A 16,725-nucleotide genomic window follows, 5' to 3' on the forward strand; every position below is an offset into this window, starting at 1 on the left:
ACGTTGTCACGGCCACAATGTGTCGCCCCGCTGGGCCACGCGAATTATTCTTCGACGTATGCAGCCGGACGGTTTAGGCGGTACGGAGCAGGACTCCGAACCCGACCGAGCACTCACGGGCGGCCAGGCGCAGACCGTCGGCCGATTTCGGTTCTTCATCGAAGAAGAACGCTGGGAATGGTCATCGGAAGTGCAGCAGATGCACGGGTACGAACCCGGCGATATGCCTAACCCCACCACCGCGCAGGTGTTGTCGCACAAGCACCCCGAGGACGTCGATCACGTCATCGTCGCACTGGACGACACCCGCCGCACAAAGGCGGCCTTCAGCACCCGTCACCGCATGATCGACACCGCAGGCCGCACGCACCAGATCACGGTGGTCGGCAACCCGATCCGTGACGATCAGGGCACCGTGATCGGCACCGAGGGGTTCTACATCGACGTCAGCCCCGCCGAATCCGCCTACCAGGACCGCATTTCAGCAGATGTTGACACCATCGTGGATCGGCGCGCTGTCATCGAGCAGGCCAAAGGCATGCTCGCCGTGGTCTATGGACTCGAAGACACCGCGTCATTCGAGTTGTTGCGCTGGCTTTCCCAGCGAACGAATACCAAGCTCCAGAGCTTGGCTGAACTGCTGGTCGCGCGGTTTCGCGCCCTCAGCGCTCCGGTACTGCCCGAAAGACACGAGTACGACAACGCGCTGATGTCCCTCGCGTCTTCAGCCGGGACGTAGCGCCGCGTTCACGCTCCGTTGTTGGGTCCCCCGGAATTCGCCCCGGGAATGTCGGTGATCGGAAGATTCGGCATCGGCGGCGGCGACGGCGTCGCCGGCAGCCCTGGGATATCGGCGGGTGCGATGTCATGCAGGTCGTTGACCGGCGGGCCGTTCTCCCGGCTGCCGTACACGCTGCCCGGGGCGCGCGGGCCCAGCAACTGGCTGACCGTAACCACGTGGTATCCATTGGCTTTGAGCACCGGCAGGAACTGGTAGACCAGGTCCACCGTGGACGAGTAGGTGTCGTGGAACAACACCACCGACCCGGGCTTGATCTGGGTCATCAGCATGTAGCGGGTGGCGTTGGTGTCGGCGTCGTTGATCCAGTCGAACGGGATGACGTCCCACAGGATTGCGGCCTGTCCGGCCTCGGCGGCCCGCGCGTTGACCGCCGCGTCGGTGAGCCCGCCGGGTGGGCGCCACAGCGTCGGCGTGACGCCGGTGGCCGAGCGGATCGCGTCGGTGGCTTTGGCGAACTGCGCGGGCACGTCGGCTGCCGGGATGGTGGTCATGTTCGGGTGTTCCCAGGTATGGCTGCCGATCTCCATACCGGCGTCGGCGATCCGTTTCGTGGCCGCCGGGTCGGCTGCCACCTTGTTGCCGATCAGGAAGAACGTGGAGCGGGCGCCCGCATCGTTCAAGATCCCCAACAACCGGTCGGTGTAGGGCGAGGGACCGTCGTCGAAGGTCAGCGCCACACACTTGACCACGGCGCAGTCCACCGGCTCGGCCGACGCCTCGTGAACATGGCTGGTGCAGGCGCCGAGCACCGCAACGGCCATCGCAACAATGCCGACATGCCAGGGTTTTGCCACCCCGGCAGCCTACCGGGGGCTCACCCCAGGTCGGGTCCGCTGATCTCCTCGAGCATCTCGGTGACCAGCGCGGCGATCGGCGAGCGTTCGCTGCGCAGCAGGGTGATGTGCGCGAACAGCGGGTGGCCCTTGAGCTTCTCGATCACCGCGGCGATACCGTCGTGCCGGCCGACCCGCAGGTTGTCGCGCTGCGCGACGTCGTGGGTGAGCACCACCCGCGACCCGGTGCCCAGCCGCGAAAGCACCGTGAGCAGCACGTTGCGCTCCAGCGATTGCGCTTCGTCGACGATCACGAACGAGTCGTGCAGCGAGCGGCCGCGGATGTGCGTCAGCGGCAGGACCTCGAGCATGCCGCGTGACAGCACCTCCTCGAGCACCGCTGGGCTGGCCAGCCCTTCCAGGGTGTCGAACACGGCTTGGGCCCAGGGCCCCATCTTGTCGCTCTCACTGCCCGGCAGGTAGCCCAGTTCCTGACCGCCGACGGCGTAGAGCGGGCGGAACACCACCACTTTGCGCTGGATGCGCCGCTCCAAGACCGCCTCCAGACCGGCGCACAGCGCCAGCGCGGACTTACCGGTGCCCGCCTTACCGCCCAGCGAGACGATGCCCACCGATTCGTCGAGCAGCAGATCCAGCGCCACCCGCTGCTCGGCGGAGCGCCCGCGCAGACCGAACGCCTCCCGGTCGCCGCGGACCAGCTGCACCCGCTTGGCGGCGTTGACCCGCCCCAACGCATGCGAGCTGCCGGCCAGAAGCCGGATTCCGGTGTGGCACGGCAGGTCCCGAGCGACAGCCAGGTCGATCTCGCCTTCGTCGAACAGCGCGTCGATGTCCTCGACAGACGCGTCGACCTCATCCATTCCGGTCCAGCCGGAGACCACCACGTCCTGGGCGTGGTACTCGTCGGCGGCCAGGCCCAGCGCGGCCGCCTTGACTCGCAGCGGAATGTCCTTGCTCACCAAAGTGACCCGTCGGCCCTCAGCCGCCAGGTTGGCCGCGCAGGTCAGAATCCGGGAGTCGTTGCTGTCGGTGCGGAACCCGGTCGGCAGCACCGCGGGATCACTGTGATTGAGCTCGACGTGCAACGTGCCGCCCTGTGTCCCAACGGGAATGGGCTGGTCAAGCCGTCCGTGCTCTAGTCGCATGTCGTCGAAGATGCGCAGCGCCTGGCGGGCGAACCAGCCGAGCTCGTGGTGGTGGCGCTTGGCCTCCAACTCGCTGATTACCACCAGTGGGACGACAACCTCGTGTTCGGCGAACCGGGTGCAAGCCCACGGGTCCGACAGCAGTACGGAGGTGTCGAGCACGTACGTCCGGATTTCAGGCACTAAGCGCTCCAGCGGTGAGGGCACGCGCGACCCCGCGCGAACAGTTCGACGGGGTGCACGGCACAGGACCGGGGCCGGTCCTGTCGCAAACACGACCGGTTGTGCCGATGAGACGGCGAAGCGTTTTGGCAGGCCATCGATTGCGACGGTACCCCCGTCGGCGCGTGCGCGCTGTGCAGGCGCGCCGGAGTTCTCAGCCGATGACGAACGACTTCAGATCGGGGTTGGCGGCCAAGCCCCAGGCGCTGATTCGGTCGGAGATCACCCGGCGCAACTGGTCGGGTCCGAAGATGCCCGCTTCGGCGAGTCCGGCCTGCCGGTCGGCGTAGGCATCGATGTCGGCGCCGACGATCTTGAGCTCGGCGGCCCGGGCGGCGATCGCGGCCACCGTCTCGTCGTGCACGTAATCCAGGCAGTGCGCGACCAGGTTCGAGAAGAACTCCTCGTGCCGTTCCTCGTCGCCGGCGATCCGAGCGATCAGCGCCTTGAGCACCGGCTCATCGATCTGGTCGGCCAGGTTGCGGGAGAACTCGGCGCAGGCGCGCTCGTAGAAGGCCATGAACACCAGCGTCTCGACCTGGCTGTAGTGGTCGGCGCGGTAGCCCTTCTGCACGTGCTCCATGCGGACACGCTCGTTCTCGTCGGGGTCGATTTCCCGGGTCACGATGAGGTACTCCCGCAGCGCGATGGCGTGCAGGTGCTCCTCAGCGGTCCAGCGGCCGATCCAGCGGCCCCACTTGTCTTCGAGGATGAAGTGCTCGACGAACTCGCGGTGGTAGCCGGCCAGGCTGTCCTTCTCGACGAGCAGGATCTCAAGGGCGTCGGTGATCACCTTGGGCAGCGTGACCTGTGACGGGTCCCAGTCCTTGCCGCCGAGAAACGCGAAGTTCTGGCCCTGCTCGAACGGCACGAAGTCGTGCGCGTACCACGGGTCCACCGTGTCGATGTGCCGGGCCAAGTTGGCGCCGACCACGGGTTCCAGTTCCAGGATCAGTGCATTAGCAACGGGACGTTCAGCCATGAAAGTAACTGTAACCCGAATTCACACTATCTTGTCAACTCGGGGGCGGCGTGTTTCGCGCCCCTGGCGGGGCGGCCCGCTGCGGTCAGGCGAGCTTCCAGTCCTCCAGACCGTCGTACAGCGGGAAGTCCTGCGCCAGCTTGGCGACCCGGGCCCGCAGCGCCGGCACGTCAGCGGCCGACCCGGCCGCCAGTGCCGTGGCGATGACATCGGCGACCTCTGTGAACTCGGCGTCGCCGAAACCACGGGCAGCCAGCGCCGGGGTGCCCACCCGAAGCCCCGAGGTGACCATCGGCGGCCGCGGGTCGTTCGGGACGGCGTTGCGGTTGACCGTGATGCCGACCTCGTGCAGCAGGTCCTCGGCCATCTGGCCGTCCAGCGGCGAGTCCCGCAGGTCGACGAGCACCAGGTGCACGTCCGTGCCTCCGCTGACCACCGAGACACCGGCCTTGGCCACGTCGGCGGCCAACAGCCGCTCGGCGATGATCTTCGCGCCGGACAGCACCCGCTGCTGACGCTCAGCGAACTCGGGTGTGCCGGCGATCTTGAGCGCGACGGCTTTGGCGGCGATCACGTGCATCAGCGGACCGCCCTGCTGACCCGGGAAGACCGCCGAGTTGATCTGCTTGGCGAACTCCTTCTTGCCGACGATCAGACCGGACCGCGGCCCCCCGAGCGTCTTGTGCACCGTGGTCGACACCACCTGGGCGTGCGGCACCGGCGACGGGTGCAGCCCGGCGGCCACCAGACCGGCGAAGTGCGCCATGTCCACCCACAGCGTCGCGCCGACCTCGTCGGCGATCGAGCGGAACGCGGCGAAGTCGAGGATGCGCGGGTAGGCCGACCAGCCGGCGATGATCACCTTCGGCTTGAACTCCAGCGCCTGTGCCCGGACGACGTCCATGTCCACGCGGTGGGTGACTGCGTCCACGCCGTAGAAGGCGTTCTCGTAGAGCTTGCCGGAGAAGTTCAGCCGCATCCCGTGGGTCAGGTGTCCCCCGTTGGCCAAGTCCAGGCCAAGAAGGCGGTCGCCGGGCTCCAGCAGTGCCTGCAGCACCGCGGCGTTGGCCTGTGCACCCGAGTGCGGCTGGACGTTGGCGAAGTCGGCGCCGAACAGCTCCTTGGCACGGTCACGCGCGATGTTCTCCACCACGTCGACGTGCTCGCACCCGCCGTAGTAGCGCCGGCCGGGCAGGCCCTCGGCGTACTTGTTGGTCAGCACACTGCCCTGCGCCTGCAACACCGCCCGCGGCACGAAGTTCTCCGAGGCGATCATCTCCAGCGTGTCGCGCTGTCGCCCCAGCTCCTTGCCGAGCAGCTCGGCGATGTCGGGGTCGAGCTCGGCCAGTGGAGTCGACAGGGTGGATGCGGGGCGGGTGTTCGGTGCAGCAGTCACGCCCTCCAGTCTGGCACGCGGAACTTCACCCGATTGCCGCAGGCCAGCGATCGCTGTCTCGGCGCCGACTGTGCGGATTTATCCGCAAATCACGAGGTCCGGTGTGTAAAACCGCACACTCACCCCACCGGCCGGGTCGCGGGCGTCAGCTCCGCCCGCAGGCTCGACGGCGTCAGCGGCTCGTCGAGCAGCCGACGGAACCGCTCGGTGAGACTCACCCCGGGCGGTGCGGCGTCGAGCCACCCGCGCAGCAGCCGGTAGCCCTCCACATAGGTCGAGGTGTAGGCCCGCCACAGCGGCGAGGACAGGAACCGCAGGCTCTGGCGGGCCCGGTCCTCGGGGACCAGCAGCCAGCGCCGCAGGTAGTCGACCACCTCGTCGGCGTCGCGGTGCTCGTCGTGCAGCATCAGCGCCGCATCTTGGCGGACGTCTGCCAGCGCCGCGGCGGCCTCGGACACCGCTTCGGCCCGCGCACCGTCGAACGGCAAGCCCAAGTCGGCGTAGATCTCGGCCGCCCAGGCGCCCCAGCCCGGACCGACGGCGGCATACAGCGCCAAGTCAGCCAGTCCCTCAGCCATCAGGCATTGCGGCGTATTGACCAGGAAGATGGTCTGCTCGGCCTGGCCGAGCTTTTCCACCAGCCCGGCCTCCTTGCGGCAGTGCTCGGTGTGATGTCCCGGGTAGGACTCGTGGGCCACCAAGCGCGGCAGATTCGACATCAACTGTTTGAGGTCGGCGTTGACCGCCACGGTGGACTGGTAGCCGCCGCGGTAGTAGTTGAACCCCGACCACGGTTTGTCGGTGACCACCTCGTAGGTGATGGTTTCGGTCTCCGGCAGCGGGAAATGTGCCCGCACCCGGTCCCGCAGCGCCGAGGAGAACGCGTGGATGGCCGCCTCCAGGCGCTCCGGCGGAATCTCTTCGGCCCTCCGGTGCTCGGCCATGCGCTCGGCCAACGGACCGGACCCGCCCAGCGCCTCGTCGAGGCGGGCGTGTGCCTGGCGATACCGGTCGGGGTCGCCCTTGACGATCTCGACGTCGAAGTAGTCGCGCACCTCATCGACAAAACCGACCTGCTCGCCGGCGAACTTGCGCCCGGCGCACGCCAGCGCCCGCAGATGTACCCGCAGGTACTCAGCGCGCGCCGGATCGAGGCCGCCGGGCAGCGCCGCGACCAGTTTCTCGGCCTGACGGGCCAGGTCCGACGGGTTGGGTGTGGGCTCGTCGGCGACCAGTCGCTGCAGCTCGGGGTCGCCGGTGAAGGCGTCGACATACCCCTGCTCGATGCGGTCGAAGCGCAGACCGAGCAACAGGTATTCGCGGATCAATGCGGCGTGCTCCATACCCGATCAGGCTAACCGCAGCGGTTCCTGCAAGACTGTATGGTCATGCGGCGGCTTAGCGAGCCGAGTCCATACGTGGAGTTCGACCGACGTCAGTGGCGGACATTGCGTATGTCGACGCCAATGCCACTCACCGAAGAAGAAGTTGTCGCCCTGCGCGGCCTCGGTGAGCAGGTCGACCTGTTGGAGGTCGAAGAGGTCTATCTACCCCTCGCGCGTCTGTTGCACCTGCAGGTCGCCGCCCGCCAGCAGCTGTTCGCCGCGACAGCGGAGTTCCTCGGCGAGAACGATCAGAGCCCCGACCGGCCGGTGCCGTTCATCATCGGGGTGGCCGGCAGTGTGGCGGTCGGGAAGTCGACCACAGCCCGTGTGCTGCAGGCACTGCTGGCCCGCTGGGATCACCACCCCCGGGTGGATCTGGTCACCACCGACGGGTTCCTCTACCCCAACCAGGAGTTGGCGCGCAGGAACCTGATGCACCGCAAAGGGTTTCCGGAAAGCTACAACCGCCGCGCGCTGATGCGGTTTGTCACCTCGGTGAAATCCGGCGCCGACTACGTGTGCGCGCCGGTGTACTCACACCTGAGCTACGACATCGTTCCCAGCGCCAAGCAGGTGGTCCGCCACCCCGACATCTTGATCCTCGAAGGCCTCAACGTTCTGCAGACCGGACCGACGCTGATGGTCTCGGACCTGTTCGACTTCTCGCTCTACGTCGACGCCCGGGTCGAAGACATCGAGCACTGGTACGTCGCGCGGTTCCTGGCGATGCGCTCCACCTCGTTCGCCAACCCCGACTCGCATTTCCACCACTACGCAGCCCTCAATGATCAGCAGGCGGTGGCTGCCGCGCGCGACATCTGGCGCTCGATCAACCGGCCCAACCTGATCGAGAACATCCTGCCCACCCGGCCGCGAGCGACCCTGGTGCTGCGCAAGGACGCCGATCACTCCATCAACAGGCTGCGGCTGCGCAAGCTCTAGGTTGTTGCCGGCGATCGCAAGCAGCGGGTCGCCGCCATCCGCCGGGCGCTATGGCTGCGTCGCGGTGCCCGGCTGGGGCTGTCCCGGCGGAGGCACGGGCTCGCCCGGCGGGGGCAACCCCGCCGCGGGTGCGGGCTCGGGCGGCGGCCCGAAGCCCGGCAGCCCCGGGAAGGCCGGCGGCGGGAATTCCGGCGGCGGCGGGAATTGCGGAGGCGGCGGGAAACCCGGGGGCGGAGGGAATTCCGGCGGAGGCGGGAAACCCGGGGGCGGAGCCTCAGGCGCCGGCGCGCCATCACCCGGTGGCGGTGCCGCCGGCGTCGATGGGTTGGCAGCGGGAGTCAAGGTGTCCGGGCACAGTTCTTTCTGCGCCCCGTCGATCATGACCTTGGTGACACCGTCGGCGACCTTGGCGCCGAACCGGTCCTTGGCCGGGCGACCCTTCTGCAGGTTCTCGCAGATGATCTTGCCGAACTGCACCGCCCCGGACGAGGTGCTCAGCCCGGGACTGTTCCCGTACTTGAAGCCGTGCGAATCAAGGTAGCTGAGGTAACTCGCCTCGTCGGCCTGCGCCGGCGCAGCGGCGTAGATCAGAGTTCCGGGAATCAGCGTCATCGCCGCCAGCCGCCACTTCATGGGAGAAAACTGTAGACGGTGACACCCGTGGCGACACGATTAGTGGGCGGCAAGTCAACTCAGGCAGCGCAACCCGCGGTGATGCGTCAGCGCGCAGCACGCCGCGCAGACCGCGCTACCGACCGAATCTGCGGTGCCGCACGCTGTAGTCGCGCAACGCCCGCAGGAAGTCGACCCGGCGAAACGCCGGCCAGTGCGCCTCGGTGAACCACATCTCCGAGTAGGCGCTCTGCCACAACAGGAAGCCCGACAGCCGCTGCTCCCCGGAGGTGCGGATCACCAGGTCCGGGTCGGGCTGGCCCGACGTGTAAAGGTTCTCCGAGATCCCCTCGACGGTCACCGCGTCGACGAGTTCCTCAGCCGTGGCGCCGTTGGCCAGGTGCTTGCCGAGCAGGCTGCGCACGGCGTCGACGATCTCCTGCCTGCCGCCGTAGCCGACCGCGACGTTGACGTGCAGGCGTGAGGCCCCGCCGTCCGTGGTCGCGGTACTTTCGACGGCCTCCCGCAGACGGCGAGCCGGCTCCTCGCCCAGCAGAGTCAGGTCCCCCACGGTGCGCACGGTCCACCGGTTCGCCGGCGCGCAGATCTCCTCCACCACGTCGGTGATGATCTCGATGAGCGCGGCCAGTTCGGCGGGGTCGCGCTGCAGGTTCTCCGTGGACAGCAGGTAGACGGTGGCCATCTCGATGCCCGCGTCAGCGCACCAGCGCAGCATCTCGGCGATCTTGGCCGCGCCCATCCGGTAGCCGTAGCTGACGTCCTCGTAGCCGGCATCGCGCGCCCATCGCCGGTTACCGTCGCAGAGAACGGCGATGTGGCGGGGCAGATTCGACCGCGACGCCGCCAGGCCCTGCCGGAGACGCAGTTCGTAGATCCGGTACAGCGGCTCTTTCATGCGCGCCGGGATGATTGCCACGAAAACCCAGACTACTGTGATCTTCAAGCAGTGACGGGAATCAGTCCGGGATCCGCATGGAGTTCAGGAAGGTCCATGAGCACCCACACCGACATCATCGCCGAGCCGAATCCACCCGGTCCGCAGGCCGGCGCGACCGCACCGCACACCAAGCCGCGGGCGCGCGGCTGGATTCATTTCGTGTCGGCCATCGTGGCCCTGATCGCCGGGATCGCCCTAGTCGCTGTGACCTGGCCGCTGGCCGGGCTCGAGGCCGGATTGGCGTCGGTGGCCTACTCCATCTCGGTGGTCGGCATGTTCGCGGTCAGCGCGACCTATCACCGGATCACGTGGAAGACAGTCGCCGCCAGGATCCGCATGAAGCGGCTCGACCACGCGATGATCTTCATCTTCATCGCGGGCACCTACACGCCGTTCGCGCTGTTGGCGATGGACCACGGCGCCCAGGAGCGGCTGGTGATGACGATCGTGTGGGGCGGGGCGCTGGCCGGCGCGGTGCTGAAACTGTGCTGGCCGACGGCACCGAAGTGGGTCGGCGTACCGCTCTACCTGATGCTGGGCTGGGTGTCGGCGTTTTTCATCGCCACGATCATGCATAACGCCGGCGTGGCGGCGATGGTGCTGCTGGCCGTGGGCGGCGCGCTCTACAGCATCGGCGCGATCATGTACGCGCTGAAGTGGCCCGACCCCTGGCCCGAGACGTTCGGCTACCACGAGTTCTTCCACGCCTGCACCGCTTTGGCCGCGGTCTGCCAGTACATCGCGATCTGGTTCGCGGCGCTGTACTAGCTGTCTGGCCGGGGCCTACAGGTGGGTGATGTTCTCCGCCGACCAGTAGGCCTTCATGCCGGAGATCTTGCCGTCGCCGTCGAACACCATCACGTCGATGGGCTCGATGCGCATCCGGTGGTCACCGTTGGTGATGGTCAGCGCGAAGTGGAACGCCGCCTCGTTTCCGGCGACCCGCAGCGTCACCAGCTCCGACTTGCGTTCCAGACCGGTGATGGCCGAGTAGAAGTTGCGAATGGCCTGGTGGCCGATGTGCACCCCACCGCCCACCGGGTCCTCCACGGTGGCGTCGGCCGCGTACAGCTCAACCAGCGCGTCGGCGTCGCCGCCGCCGACCAGCTCGATGTAGCGGTGGACGGTCTCGGTGATGGCCTGGGACTTGTCCGGTGCACTCGTCATGTGCCGCACGTTACACGGAGGTCGGATTCGCGGGCACTTCCAGGGCGGCGGCCAACCCCGCCGCGCTGCCCACCGGCAAGTCGCACACCGGGCCCCGGCAGACATAGGCCGCGTCGGCGCCGTTGACCAGGTCTCGTCCGCGCAGCAGCTCAGACGAATCCGCCGCCCCGCCGACCACGATCGTCCCGCCGGGAGCCAGCCGGCGCGCCTGCGCCAACAGCTCAGAATCCGGGCCGGTGCAGGCCACGGCGATCTGCAGCGGACCGCGCACGTAGGCCTCGGCGATACCGAGCCAGTGCCCGACCGCGCGCGGCGCCCGCTCCAGCAGCACGGCGTGCGCGGCCAGTGCGTCGGTGGCCGCCTGGCGGTAGCGCTCGCCGCGGTCCGCGGGGGCCAGATGGGCCGCGGTCAGCAGCGCCTCGGTGATCAGCGCCGCGCCCGACGGGGTGGCACCGTCCGTCGGGTCGCTGGGGCGCAACATCAGGGCTTCGGCGTCGTCGGCGGTGTCGAACCAGCGCCCCGGGGTGTTCGGATCGGCGAAGTGGGCCAGCGCGGTGTCGAGCAGATCGGTGGCGGCATCGAGCAGGCGCTGCTCACCGTTGAGCTGATACAGGCTGAGCAGTCCGGTGGCCAGCGCACCGTAGTCCTCCAGGATCGCTGCGCTGTCGGACACCCGGCCGACCAGGCTGGCCCGCCGTAGCCGACCGTCGATCAGGTGCATCTCGAGCAGCTTGCCGGCACACTCTTGGGCCGCGGCGGTCAGGCTCGGATCCCCCAGTGCCACAGCAGCTTCGGCCAACGCGGTGATCGCCATGCCGTTCCAGGCTGTCACCACTTTGGCGTCGCGCCCGGGCTGCGGCCGGGACCGACGAGCATCCAGCAGCAGCCGGCGCACCCGCTCAAGGCGCTGCGGATCGGGATCGACCGGAAGCTGCAGCACCGAACTGCCTGAGCCATTCGGCGGCCCCAGCTTCCCCTCTCCTTCGTCGAGCCTCGCTGAACCGCCGGTCTCGAATGTGCCCTCCGCCGTCACCCCGAAAACCTCTGCGGCCCAAGCGCCGTCCTCGGCGCCGAGAACCGCGGTCAGCTGTTCGGGGGTCCACACGTAGGTCAAGCCCTCCTGCCCGTCGGCGTCGGCGTCCAGCGACGAGATGAACATCCCGTCGCCGGACAGATCCGTCAGCAGGAATCGGGCCGTCTCAGCGGTCACCCGCGTGGCCAGCGGATCACCGGTGCGCCGGGCCCAGTGCGCGTAGGCCCGCAACAGCAATGCGTTGTCGTACAGCATCTTCTCGAAATGCGGTACCACCCAGGCGTTGTCGACGCTGTAGCGGGCGAATCCGCCGGCGAGCTGGTCATAGATTCCGCCGCGGGCCATTGCCGCGCCGGCACGCTGCACCGCCTGAAGCGCCGACCGGTCCCCCGTCCGTTCGTGGTGACGGAGCAGCGTTTCCAGCAGCGCCGACGGCGGGAACTTCGGCGCACCGCCGAATCCGCCGTGCGCAGTGTCCTCGTCACGCAGCACCGCGGCCACCGCGGCGTCGCACAGCATCGCGTCGACCGGCGGCCCCTCCCCCGGCGGCCCGGCCGCCATCGAGCGCAACTCGGCGGCGATGTTGTCCGATGCCTCCTCGACTTCGCCGCGGCGTTCGTTCCAGGTGGCAGTGATCGCCGAAAGCAGGTTCAGGAAGGCATCTTTGGGGTAGTACGTGCCACAGTAGAACGGCCGGCCATCCGGAGTCAGGAAGCAGGTCATCGGCCAGCCGCCACGCCCGGTCAGGGCCTGGGTGGCGGTCATGTAGATCGCGTCGATGTCCGGGCGCTCCTCCCGGTCGACCTTGATGCACACGAAGCCTGCGTTCATCGCCGCCGCCACCTCAGCGTCCTCGAACGAGCCGTGCGCCATCACATGACACCAATGGCAGGCCGCGTAGCCGACCGACAGCAGGATGGGCACGTCGCGTTGCGCGGCCTGGGCCAGCGCCTCAGGCGTCCACTCCCACCAATCCACCGGGTTGTCGGCGTGTTGACGCAGGTAGGGGCTGGCGGACGCTGCGAGACGGTTGGCCATCCATCCACGCTAATCCTGATCGACGCCGGCCGGCACTTAAGAGCTACCACTGACCCGGGTGGGCCACAACAACCAGGACGAAAGCCGAAGGGGCGGCTGCGAATCCTGCGTTAGGAAGATGTCAGAGCCGCTATGGCTGTTTCCGCGCTGATCCCGGCCCGTCATCGGGGAGATCGCCGGACGGAACGGGGCCGACGGTGCCCTCGTCGGCGGCTTGGTCCGCGGCAGGGTGGTCCGGGTCGAACGATTCCGGCAGTTTCTTCAGCTGCCGGTTCATCGACCGCACCAGCGCGAACGTGCCGAGCATCAGCAGCACAATGACCAACAGGCCGAACGGGCTGGCCTTGCCGAAATCCGGCCCGGTATCGCGTGGCACGCCGTCGGCCACGATGTTGTCGGCCGCCATCCACAACACAGTCAGCACAGCGTGGTTCATCCGTTGTCCTCGATCCCGGCGAACAGGTCCGTCTCCGGCAGCGTAACCGGCACCCGGGACCGAGCCAGCTCGAACTCCTCGGTCGGCCAGAGTCGCTGCTGCCACTCGATCGGCGCGGCGAAGAAGTCGCCGTTGGGGTCGATCTGGGTGGCGTGCGCGCGCAGCGCGTCGTCACGCTGGCTGAAGTAGTCGGCGCATTCGACGCGGGTGGTCACCCGGGCGGCGAACACGTCATGGTCGGGTTGCCAGTGCTCCAGCCATTTGGCGAACGGCCCGACCGTGCCGTTGCGGGCGAACTCGTCTTGGAGCAGTTGCATCCGTTGCCGCAGGAACCCGTGGTTGTAATAGAGCTTGGAGACGGTCCAGGGCTCGCCGGCATCCGGGTAGCGGCGGTAGTCGCCGGCGGCCTCGAACGCGGCCACCGACACCTGGTGGCACCGGATGTGATCGGGGTGCGGGTAACCGCCGTTCTCGTCGTAGGTGGTCATCACATGCGGACGGAACTCGCGCACCGCGCGCACTAGGGCTTCAGTCGACACCTCCAGCGGCACCAGCGCAAAGCAGTCGTCGGGCAGTGGCGGCAGCGGGTCTCCCTTGGGCAGGCCGGAGTCGATGAAACCCAGCCAGTGATGTTCGACCCCGAGGATCTCGGCGGCCTTGGCCATCTCGTCGCGCCGGATCTCAGCGATGCGACCGTGCACATCGGGGAGGTCCATCGCGGGGTTGAGGATGTCGCCGCGCTCGCCGCCGGTCAGCGTCACCACCATCACCCGGTGCCCCTCGGCGGTGTAGCGAGCCAGTGTTGCCGCGCCCTTGCTGGACTCGTCGTCGGGGTGGGCATGCACCGCCATCAACCGCAGTCCACTCATGCGCACATTCCCCGTTCCCTCCCGGTTCCTCCTGCCGAAACCCCGGACCGGACGCCTATAGTTCCAGATGGTTTCCGGCCCCCATCGTTACACCACCTGCGGCGGGTGCGGTAATCGCTGTCTACTCCACCGTCGACCCATGGGACACACCTGACGATGACCACCCCCAAGCCGGCCCGATACGGGAATACCCAGGGCAGCGCCCTGCCCCGCCGGTTATTGGCGATCGCACTGGCCGCACTGGCGATCGCCACCGTCGCGGCCCTCGCGGTGGTGGGTTACCAGCGTTTTGCCACCGCGGAGGTCAAGGGCGAGCTGTACGGCTTCGAAGTGCTCGACGATCAGACGGTCTCGGTTAAGTTCAGCGTGACTCGATCCGACCCGTCTCGCCCGGCGGCCTGCATCGTTCGAGTGCGATCCCTGGACGGCAGCGAGACTGGGCGGCGTGAAGTGCTGATTCCCCCGTCGGAGTCGGCCACCGTGCAGGTCACGACAACCGTGAAATCCTCACAGCCACCTGTCATGGGCGACGTCTATGGTTGCGGCAACGACATCCCCTCTTATCTAAAATCGGCATGATGCCGCGGTGCTATCCTGTACGGATACACGGTTCCAGTTGGGACCGTGTATTGCTGCATTAACAGGCCGCATCACAACGACGTCGCCCGCTGCCGAACGGCGCCGGATCCGACGACACAAGGAGCGCAGTGAGATGACGGACACCCAGGTGACCTGGTTGACGCAGGAGTCACACGACCGGCTCAAGGCCGAGCTCGACCAGTTGATCGCGAACCGTCCGGTGATCGCCGCGGAGATCAACGACCGTCGCGAAGAAGGCGACCTGCGCGAGAACGGCGGCTACCACGCCGCACGTGAGGAGCAGGGCCAGCAGGAGGCCCGCATCCGACAACTGCAGGAGTTGCTCAACAACGCCAAGGTCGGCGAGGCTCCGACGCAGTCCGGCGTGGCCTTGCCGGGCTCGGTGGTCACGGTCTATTACGACGGCGACAAGTCCGACACCGAGACCTTCCTGATCGCCACCCGCCAGGAGGGCGTCAACGTCGACAAGCTCGAGGTGTATTCGCCGAACTCACCGCTCGGCCACGCCCTGCTGGGCGCCAAGGTGGGCGAGGAGCGCAGCTACACGGTGCCCAGCGGCAAGACCGTCAAGGTGACCCTGGTCAGCGCGGAGCCCTACCACTCCTGAGCCCGTGGCAGGGCTCGACCGCGTCTAGTCCAGCGCCTGCTTGAGATCGGCGATCAGGTCGTCGATGTCCTCGATACCCACCGACAGGCGTACCAAGTCGTCGGGAACCTCGAGTTGCGAACCCGCCGTCGACGCATGCGTCATCGCGCCGGGTAGCTCGATCAGCGACTCCACTCCGCCCAGCGACTCGGCCAGGATGAAGATCTCGGTTCCGGCGCACAGCTTCTCGGCGGCGGCTCGGCCACCACGCATCCGAACCGACACCATGCCGCCGAACCCGCGCATCTGCGCCGCGGCGACATGGTGGCCGGGGTGCTCGGGCAGCCCCGGGTAGAGCACCCGGCTCACGGCCGGATGGCCGTTGAGGAATTCGGCGACCGCGGTGGCGTTCTCGCTGTGCCGCTGCATCCGCAGCACCAAGGTCTTCAGGCCTCGGTAGGTCAGGTAGGTGTCGAAGGGGCCGGGCACGGCCCCGGCACCGTTCTGCAGGAACGCGAATGCCGCGTCGAGTTCCTCATCGTCGGTGACCAGCGCACCGCCCACCACGTCGGAGTGGCCACCGATGTACTTGGTGGTCGAATGCAACACCACGTCGGCGCCCAGTGTCAGCGGCTGTTGCAGCGCGGGCGAGGCGAAGGTGTTGTCCACCAGGACCTTTGCGCCGGTTTCTTTGCCGATGGCCGCGATCCCCGCGATGTCGGCGATCGACAGCAGCGGGTTGGTCGGGGTCTCCACCCAGATCAGCTTGGTTTTGCTGGTTACCGCCCCGCGGACCGCATCCAGGTCCGACAGCGCCACCGGGGTGTGCGCCACACCCCACTGCGTGAAGACCTTGTCGATCAGCCGGAACGTGCCCCCGTAGGCGTCGTCGGGAATGATCAGGTGGTCGCCGGGGCGCAGTATCGACCGCAACGCGCAGTCCGTGGCGGCCATCCCCGAACCGAATGCCCGGCCGAATCGGCCACGCTCCACCGCGGCCAGCGCGGTCTCCAGGGCGGCCCGGGTCGGATTGCCGGTGCGCGCGTACTCAAATCCGCCACGCAGCCAGCCGACGCCGTCTTGGGCGAAGGTGCTGCTGGCGTAGATCGGTACGTTGACGGCCCCGGTCGCCGGATCCGGGCGGAACCCGGCGTGGATCGCCGTGGTGGACAGGCCGGTATCGCTGTGCGGCTGCTTCTGACTCAATGGATCGGCAGGCAGACGGTGGTCATGATCTTGTCAGCGATCGTCTGGCGTTTGGCGTCCCACAGTGGGAACAGGTAGCCGATGCCCAAGATCGCGCTGTCGATGATGTGTGCCAACTGGCGCACCACCGACATCCCGAATCCGATGGGCTGGCCGGTGGTTTCGGAGACCACCTTGAACTTCAGCACCGACTTCCCGATGCTCGAGCCGGTGGTGCCCTGCCGATAGCCGAAGTTCCAGATCCCGTAGGCGAGTGCGGCCAGCCAGCCGAGGAACATCAGTGTCGACCCGGTGGCCGACGGTGTGACGGTGCAGGCGAATCCTTCGGGGCTGGTGATGCACTCCTTGTCGGCGGTGGTTCCGGCGATCATCGACGGAATGCCGTAGAGCAGCAGGACTGGAAAGAAGTCGATGAAGTACGCGCCGACGCGAGTCAGCCAGGGGGTGTAGGCGTCTTGCGGCAACTGGCCCACCGGGTTGCCGCCCGCGCCCTGGTATGCGCCGTAGCCCGGAGGGGGCGGCGGGTAATTCCCAGGCGGCGGGGGCGGCAAT

18 protein-coding genes are annotated in these 16,725 nt (G+C 67.7%); 5 read left to right on the top strand and 13 right to left on the bottom strand.

Annotated elements, in window-relative coordinates:
- Positions 1-58 precede the first annotated feature (58 nt).
- Positions 59-739, top strand: coding sequence for a PAS and ANTAR domain-containing protein (locus AWC18_RS16720; RefSeq protein ID WP_064999512.1), 681 nt, complete (start codon positions 59-61; stop codon positions 737-739).
- An 8-nt stretch (positions 740-747) separates the two neighbouring features.
- On the opposite strand, the gene AWC18_RS16725 is transcribed toward AWC18_RS16720, so the two are convergent.
- The 5 genes from AWC18_RS16725 to AWC18_RS16745 all read right to left on the bottom strand — a co-directional run bounded on the left by AWC18_RS16725 (position 748) and on the right by AWC18_RS16745 (position 6,684).
- Positions 748-1,563, bottom strand: coding sequence for a polysaccharide deacetylase family protein (locus AWC18_RS16725; protein ID WP_085139448.1), 816 nt, complete (start codon positions 1,561-1,563; stop codon positions 748-750).
- Between the two features lie 53 nt (positions 1,564-1,616).
- Complete coding sequence (phoH2, locus tag AWC18_RS16730; RefSeq protein ID WP_085139449.1) at positions 1,617-2,924, bottom strand: RNA 5'-3' helicase PhoH2; 1,308 nt, start codon at positions 2,922-2,924, stop codon at positions 1,617-1,619.
- A 193-nt stretch (positions 2,925-3,117) separates the two neighbouring features.
- Positions 3,118-3,945 (bottom strand): acyl-ACP desaturase, encoded by an 828-nt coding sequence (locus AWC18_RS16735; RefSeq protein WP_064999509.1) that lies wholly within the window; start codon positions 3,943-3,945, stop codon positions 3,118-3,120.
- Between the two features lie 85 nt (positions 3,946-4,030).
- Positions 4,031-5,305, bottom strand: a complete 1,275-nt coding sequence (gene glyA, locus AWC18_RS16740; RefSeq protein ID WP_076047962.1) for a serine hydroxymethyltransferase — start codon at positions 5,303-5,305, stop codon at positions 4,031-4,033.
- A 155-nt stretch (positions 5,306-5,460) separates the two neighbouring features.
- Positions 5,461-6,684 (bottom strand): DUF885 domain-containing protein, encoded by a 1,224-nt coding sequence (locus AWC18_RS16745; RefSeq protein ID WP_085139450.1) that lies wholly within the window; start codon positions 6,682-6,684, stop codon positions 5,461-5,463.
- A 45-nt stretch (positions 6,685-6,729) separates the two neighbouring features.
- Between AWC18_RS16745 and coaA the strand changes: the two genes are divergently transcribed.
- Positions 6,730-7,668: a type I pantothenate kinase gene (gene coaA / locus AWC18_RS16750; protein WP_064999528.1), complete on the top strand. Its 939-nt coding sequence runs from the start codon at positions 6,730-6,732 to the stop codon at positions 7,666-7,668.
- A gap of 48 nt (positions 7,669-7,716) precedes the next feature.
- Here the strand turns inward: coaA and AWC18_RS22245 are convergent, their stop codons facing one another.
- Both AWC18_RS22245 and AWC18_RS16760 read right to left on the bottom strand, forming a co-directional pair.
- Positions 7,717-8,301, bottom strand: coding sequence for a DUF732 domain-containing protein (locus AWC18_RS22245; protein ID WP_064999507.1), 585 nt, complete (start codon positions 8,299-8,301; stop codon positions 7,717-7,719).
- A 115-nt stretch (positions 8,302-8,416) separates the two neighbouring features.
- Entirely contained in the window at positions 8,417-9,217 is an 801-nt protein-coding gene (locus AWC18_RS16760) for a (2Z,6E)-farnesyl diphosphate synthase (protein WP_109560120.1), read from the bottom strand.
- Positions 9,218-9,292: 75 nt separating this feature from the next.
- Here AWC18_RS16760 and trhA point away from each other — a divergent pair, with 75 nt between their 5' ends.
- A complete protein-coding gene (trhA, locus tag AWC18_RS16765) occupies positions 9,293-10,006 on the top strand; it encodes a PAQR family membrane homeostasis protein TrhA (RefSeq protein WP_064999506.1) in 714 nt (237 codons plus the stop codon).
- Positions 10,007-10,021: 15 nt separating this feature from the next.
- On the opposite strand, the gene AWC18_RS16770 is transcribed toward trhA, so the two are convergent.
- The 4 genes from AWC18_RS16770 to mca all read right to left on the bottom strand — a co-directional run bounded on the left by AWC18_RS16770 (position 10,022) and on the right by mca (position 13,781).
- A complete protein-coding gene (locus AWC18_RS16770; RefSeq protein ID WP_064999505.1) occupies positions 10,022-10,405 on the bottom strand; it encodes a nuclear transport factor 2 family protein in 384 nt (127 codons plus the stop codon).
- A 10-nt stretch (positions 10,406-10,415) separates the two neighbouring features.
- Entirely contained in the window at positions 10,416-12,476 is a 2,061-nt protein-coding gene (locus AWC18_RS16775; protein WP_064999504.1) for a thioredoxin domain-containing protein, read from the bottom strand.
- Positions 12,477-12,606: 130 nt separating this feature from the next.
- A complete protein-coding gene (locus AWC18_RS16780) occupies positions 12,607-12,882 on the bottom strand; it encodes a hypothetical protein (protein WP_420093353.1) in 276 nt (91 codons plus the stop codon).
- A gap of 26 nt (positions 12,883-12,908) precedes the next feature.
- Positions 12,909-13,781 carry a mycothiol conjugate amidase Mca gene (gene mca, locus AWC18_RS16785; protein WP_064999502.1) on the bottom strand — a complete coding sequence of 291 codons (873 nt, stop codon included), beginning with the start codon at positions 13,779-13,781 and terminating at the stop codon, positions 12,909-12,911.
- A 156-nt stretch (positions 13,782-13,937) separates the two neighbouring features.
- Between mca and AWC18_RS16790 the strand changes: the two genes are divergently transcribed.
- Both AWC18_RS16790 and greA read left to right on the top strand, forming a co-directional pair.
- Positions 13,938-14,360, top strand: coding sequence for a DUF4307 domain-containing protein (locus AWC18_RS16790; RefSeq protein ID WP_064999501.1), 423 nt, complete (start codon positions 13,938-13,940; stop codon positions 14,358-14,360).
- Positions 14,361-14,493: 133 nt separating this feature from the next.
- Positions 14,494-14,988 carry a transcription elongation factor GreA gene (gene greA, locus AWC18_RS16795; RefSeq protein ID WP_064999500.1) on the top strand — a complete coding sequence of 165 codons (495 nt, stop codon included), beginning with the start codon at positions 14,494-14,496 and terminating at the stop codon, positions 14,986-14,988.
- Positions 14,989-15,012: 24 nt separating this feature from the next.
- Here the strand turns inward: greA and AWC18_RS16800 are convergent, their stop codons facing one another.
- On the bottom strand, positions 15,013-16,173 hold the full coding sequence (locus AWC18_RS16800) for a cystathionine gamma-synthase (protein WP_085139451.1): 1,161 nt from the start codon (positions 16,171-16,173) through the stop codon (positions 15,013-15,015).
- Positions 16,170-16,724, bottom strand: coding sequence for an Rv1078 family RDD domain-containing protein (locus AWC18_RS16805; protein ID WP_085139452.1), 555 nt, complete (start codon positions 16,722-16,724; stop codon positions 16,170-16,172). The genes AWC18_RS16800 and AWC18_RS16805 overlap by 4 nt, the downstream gene beginning before the upstream one ends.
- Position 16,725: the final 1 nt, after the last annotated feature.

It is taken from the genome of Mycolicibacter nonchromogenicus (genome assembly GCF_002101775.1).
Taxonomy (GTDB): domain Bacteria; phylum Actinomycetota; class Actinomycetes; order Mycobacteriales; family Mycobacteriaceae; genus Mycobacterium; species Mycobacterium nonchromogenicum.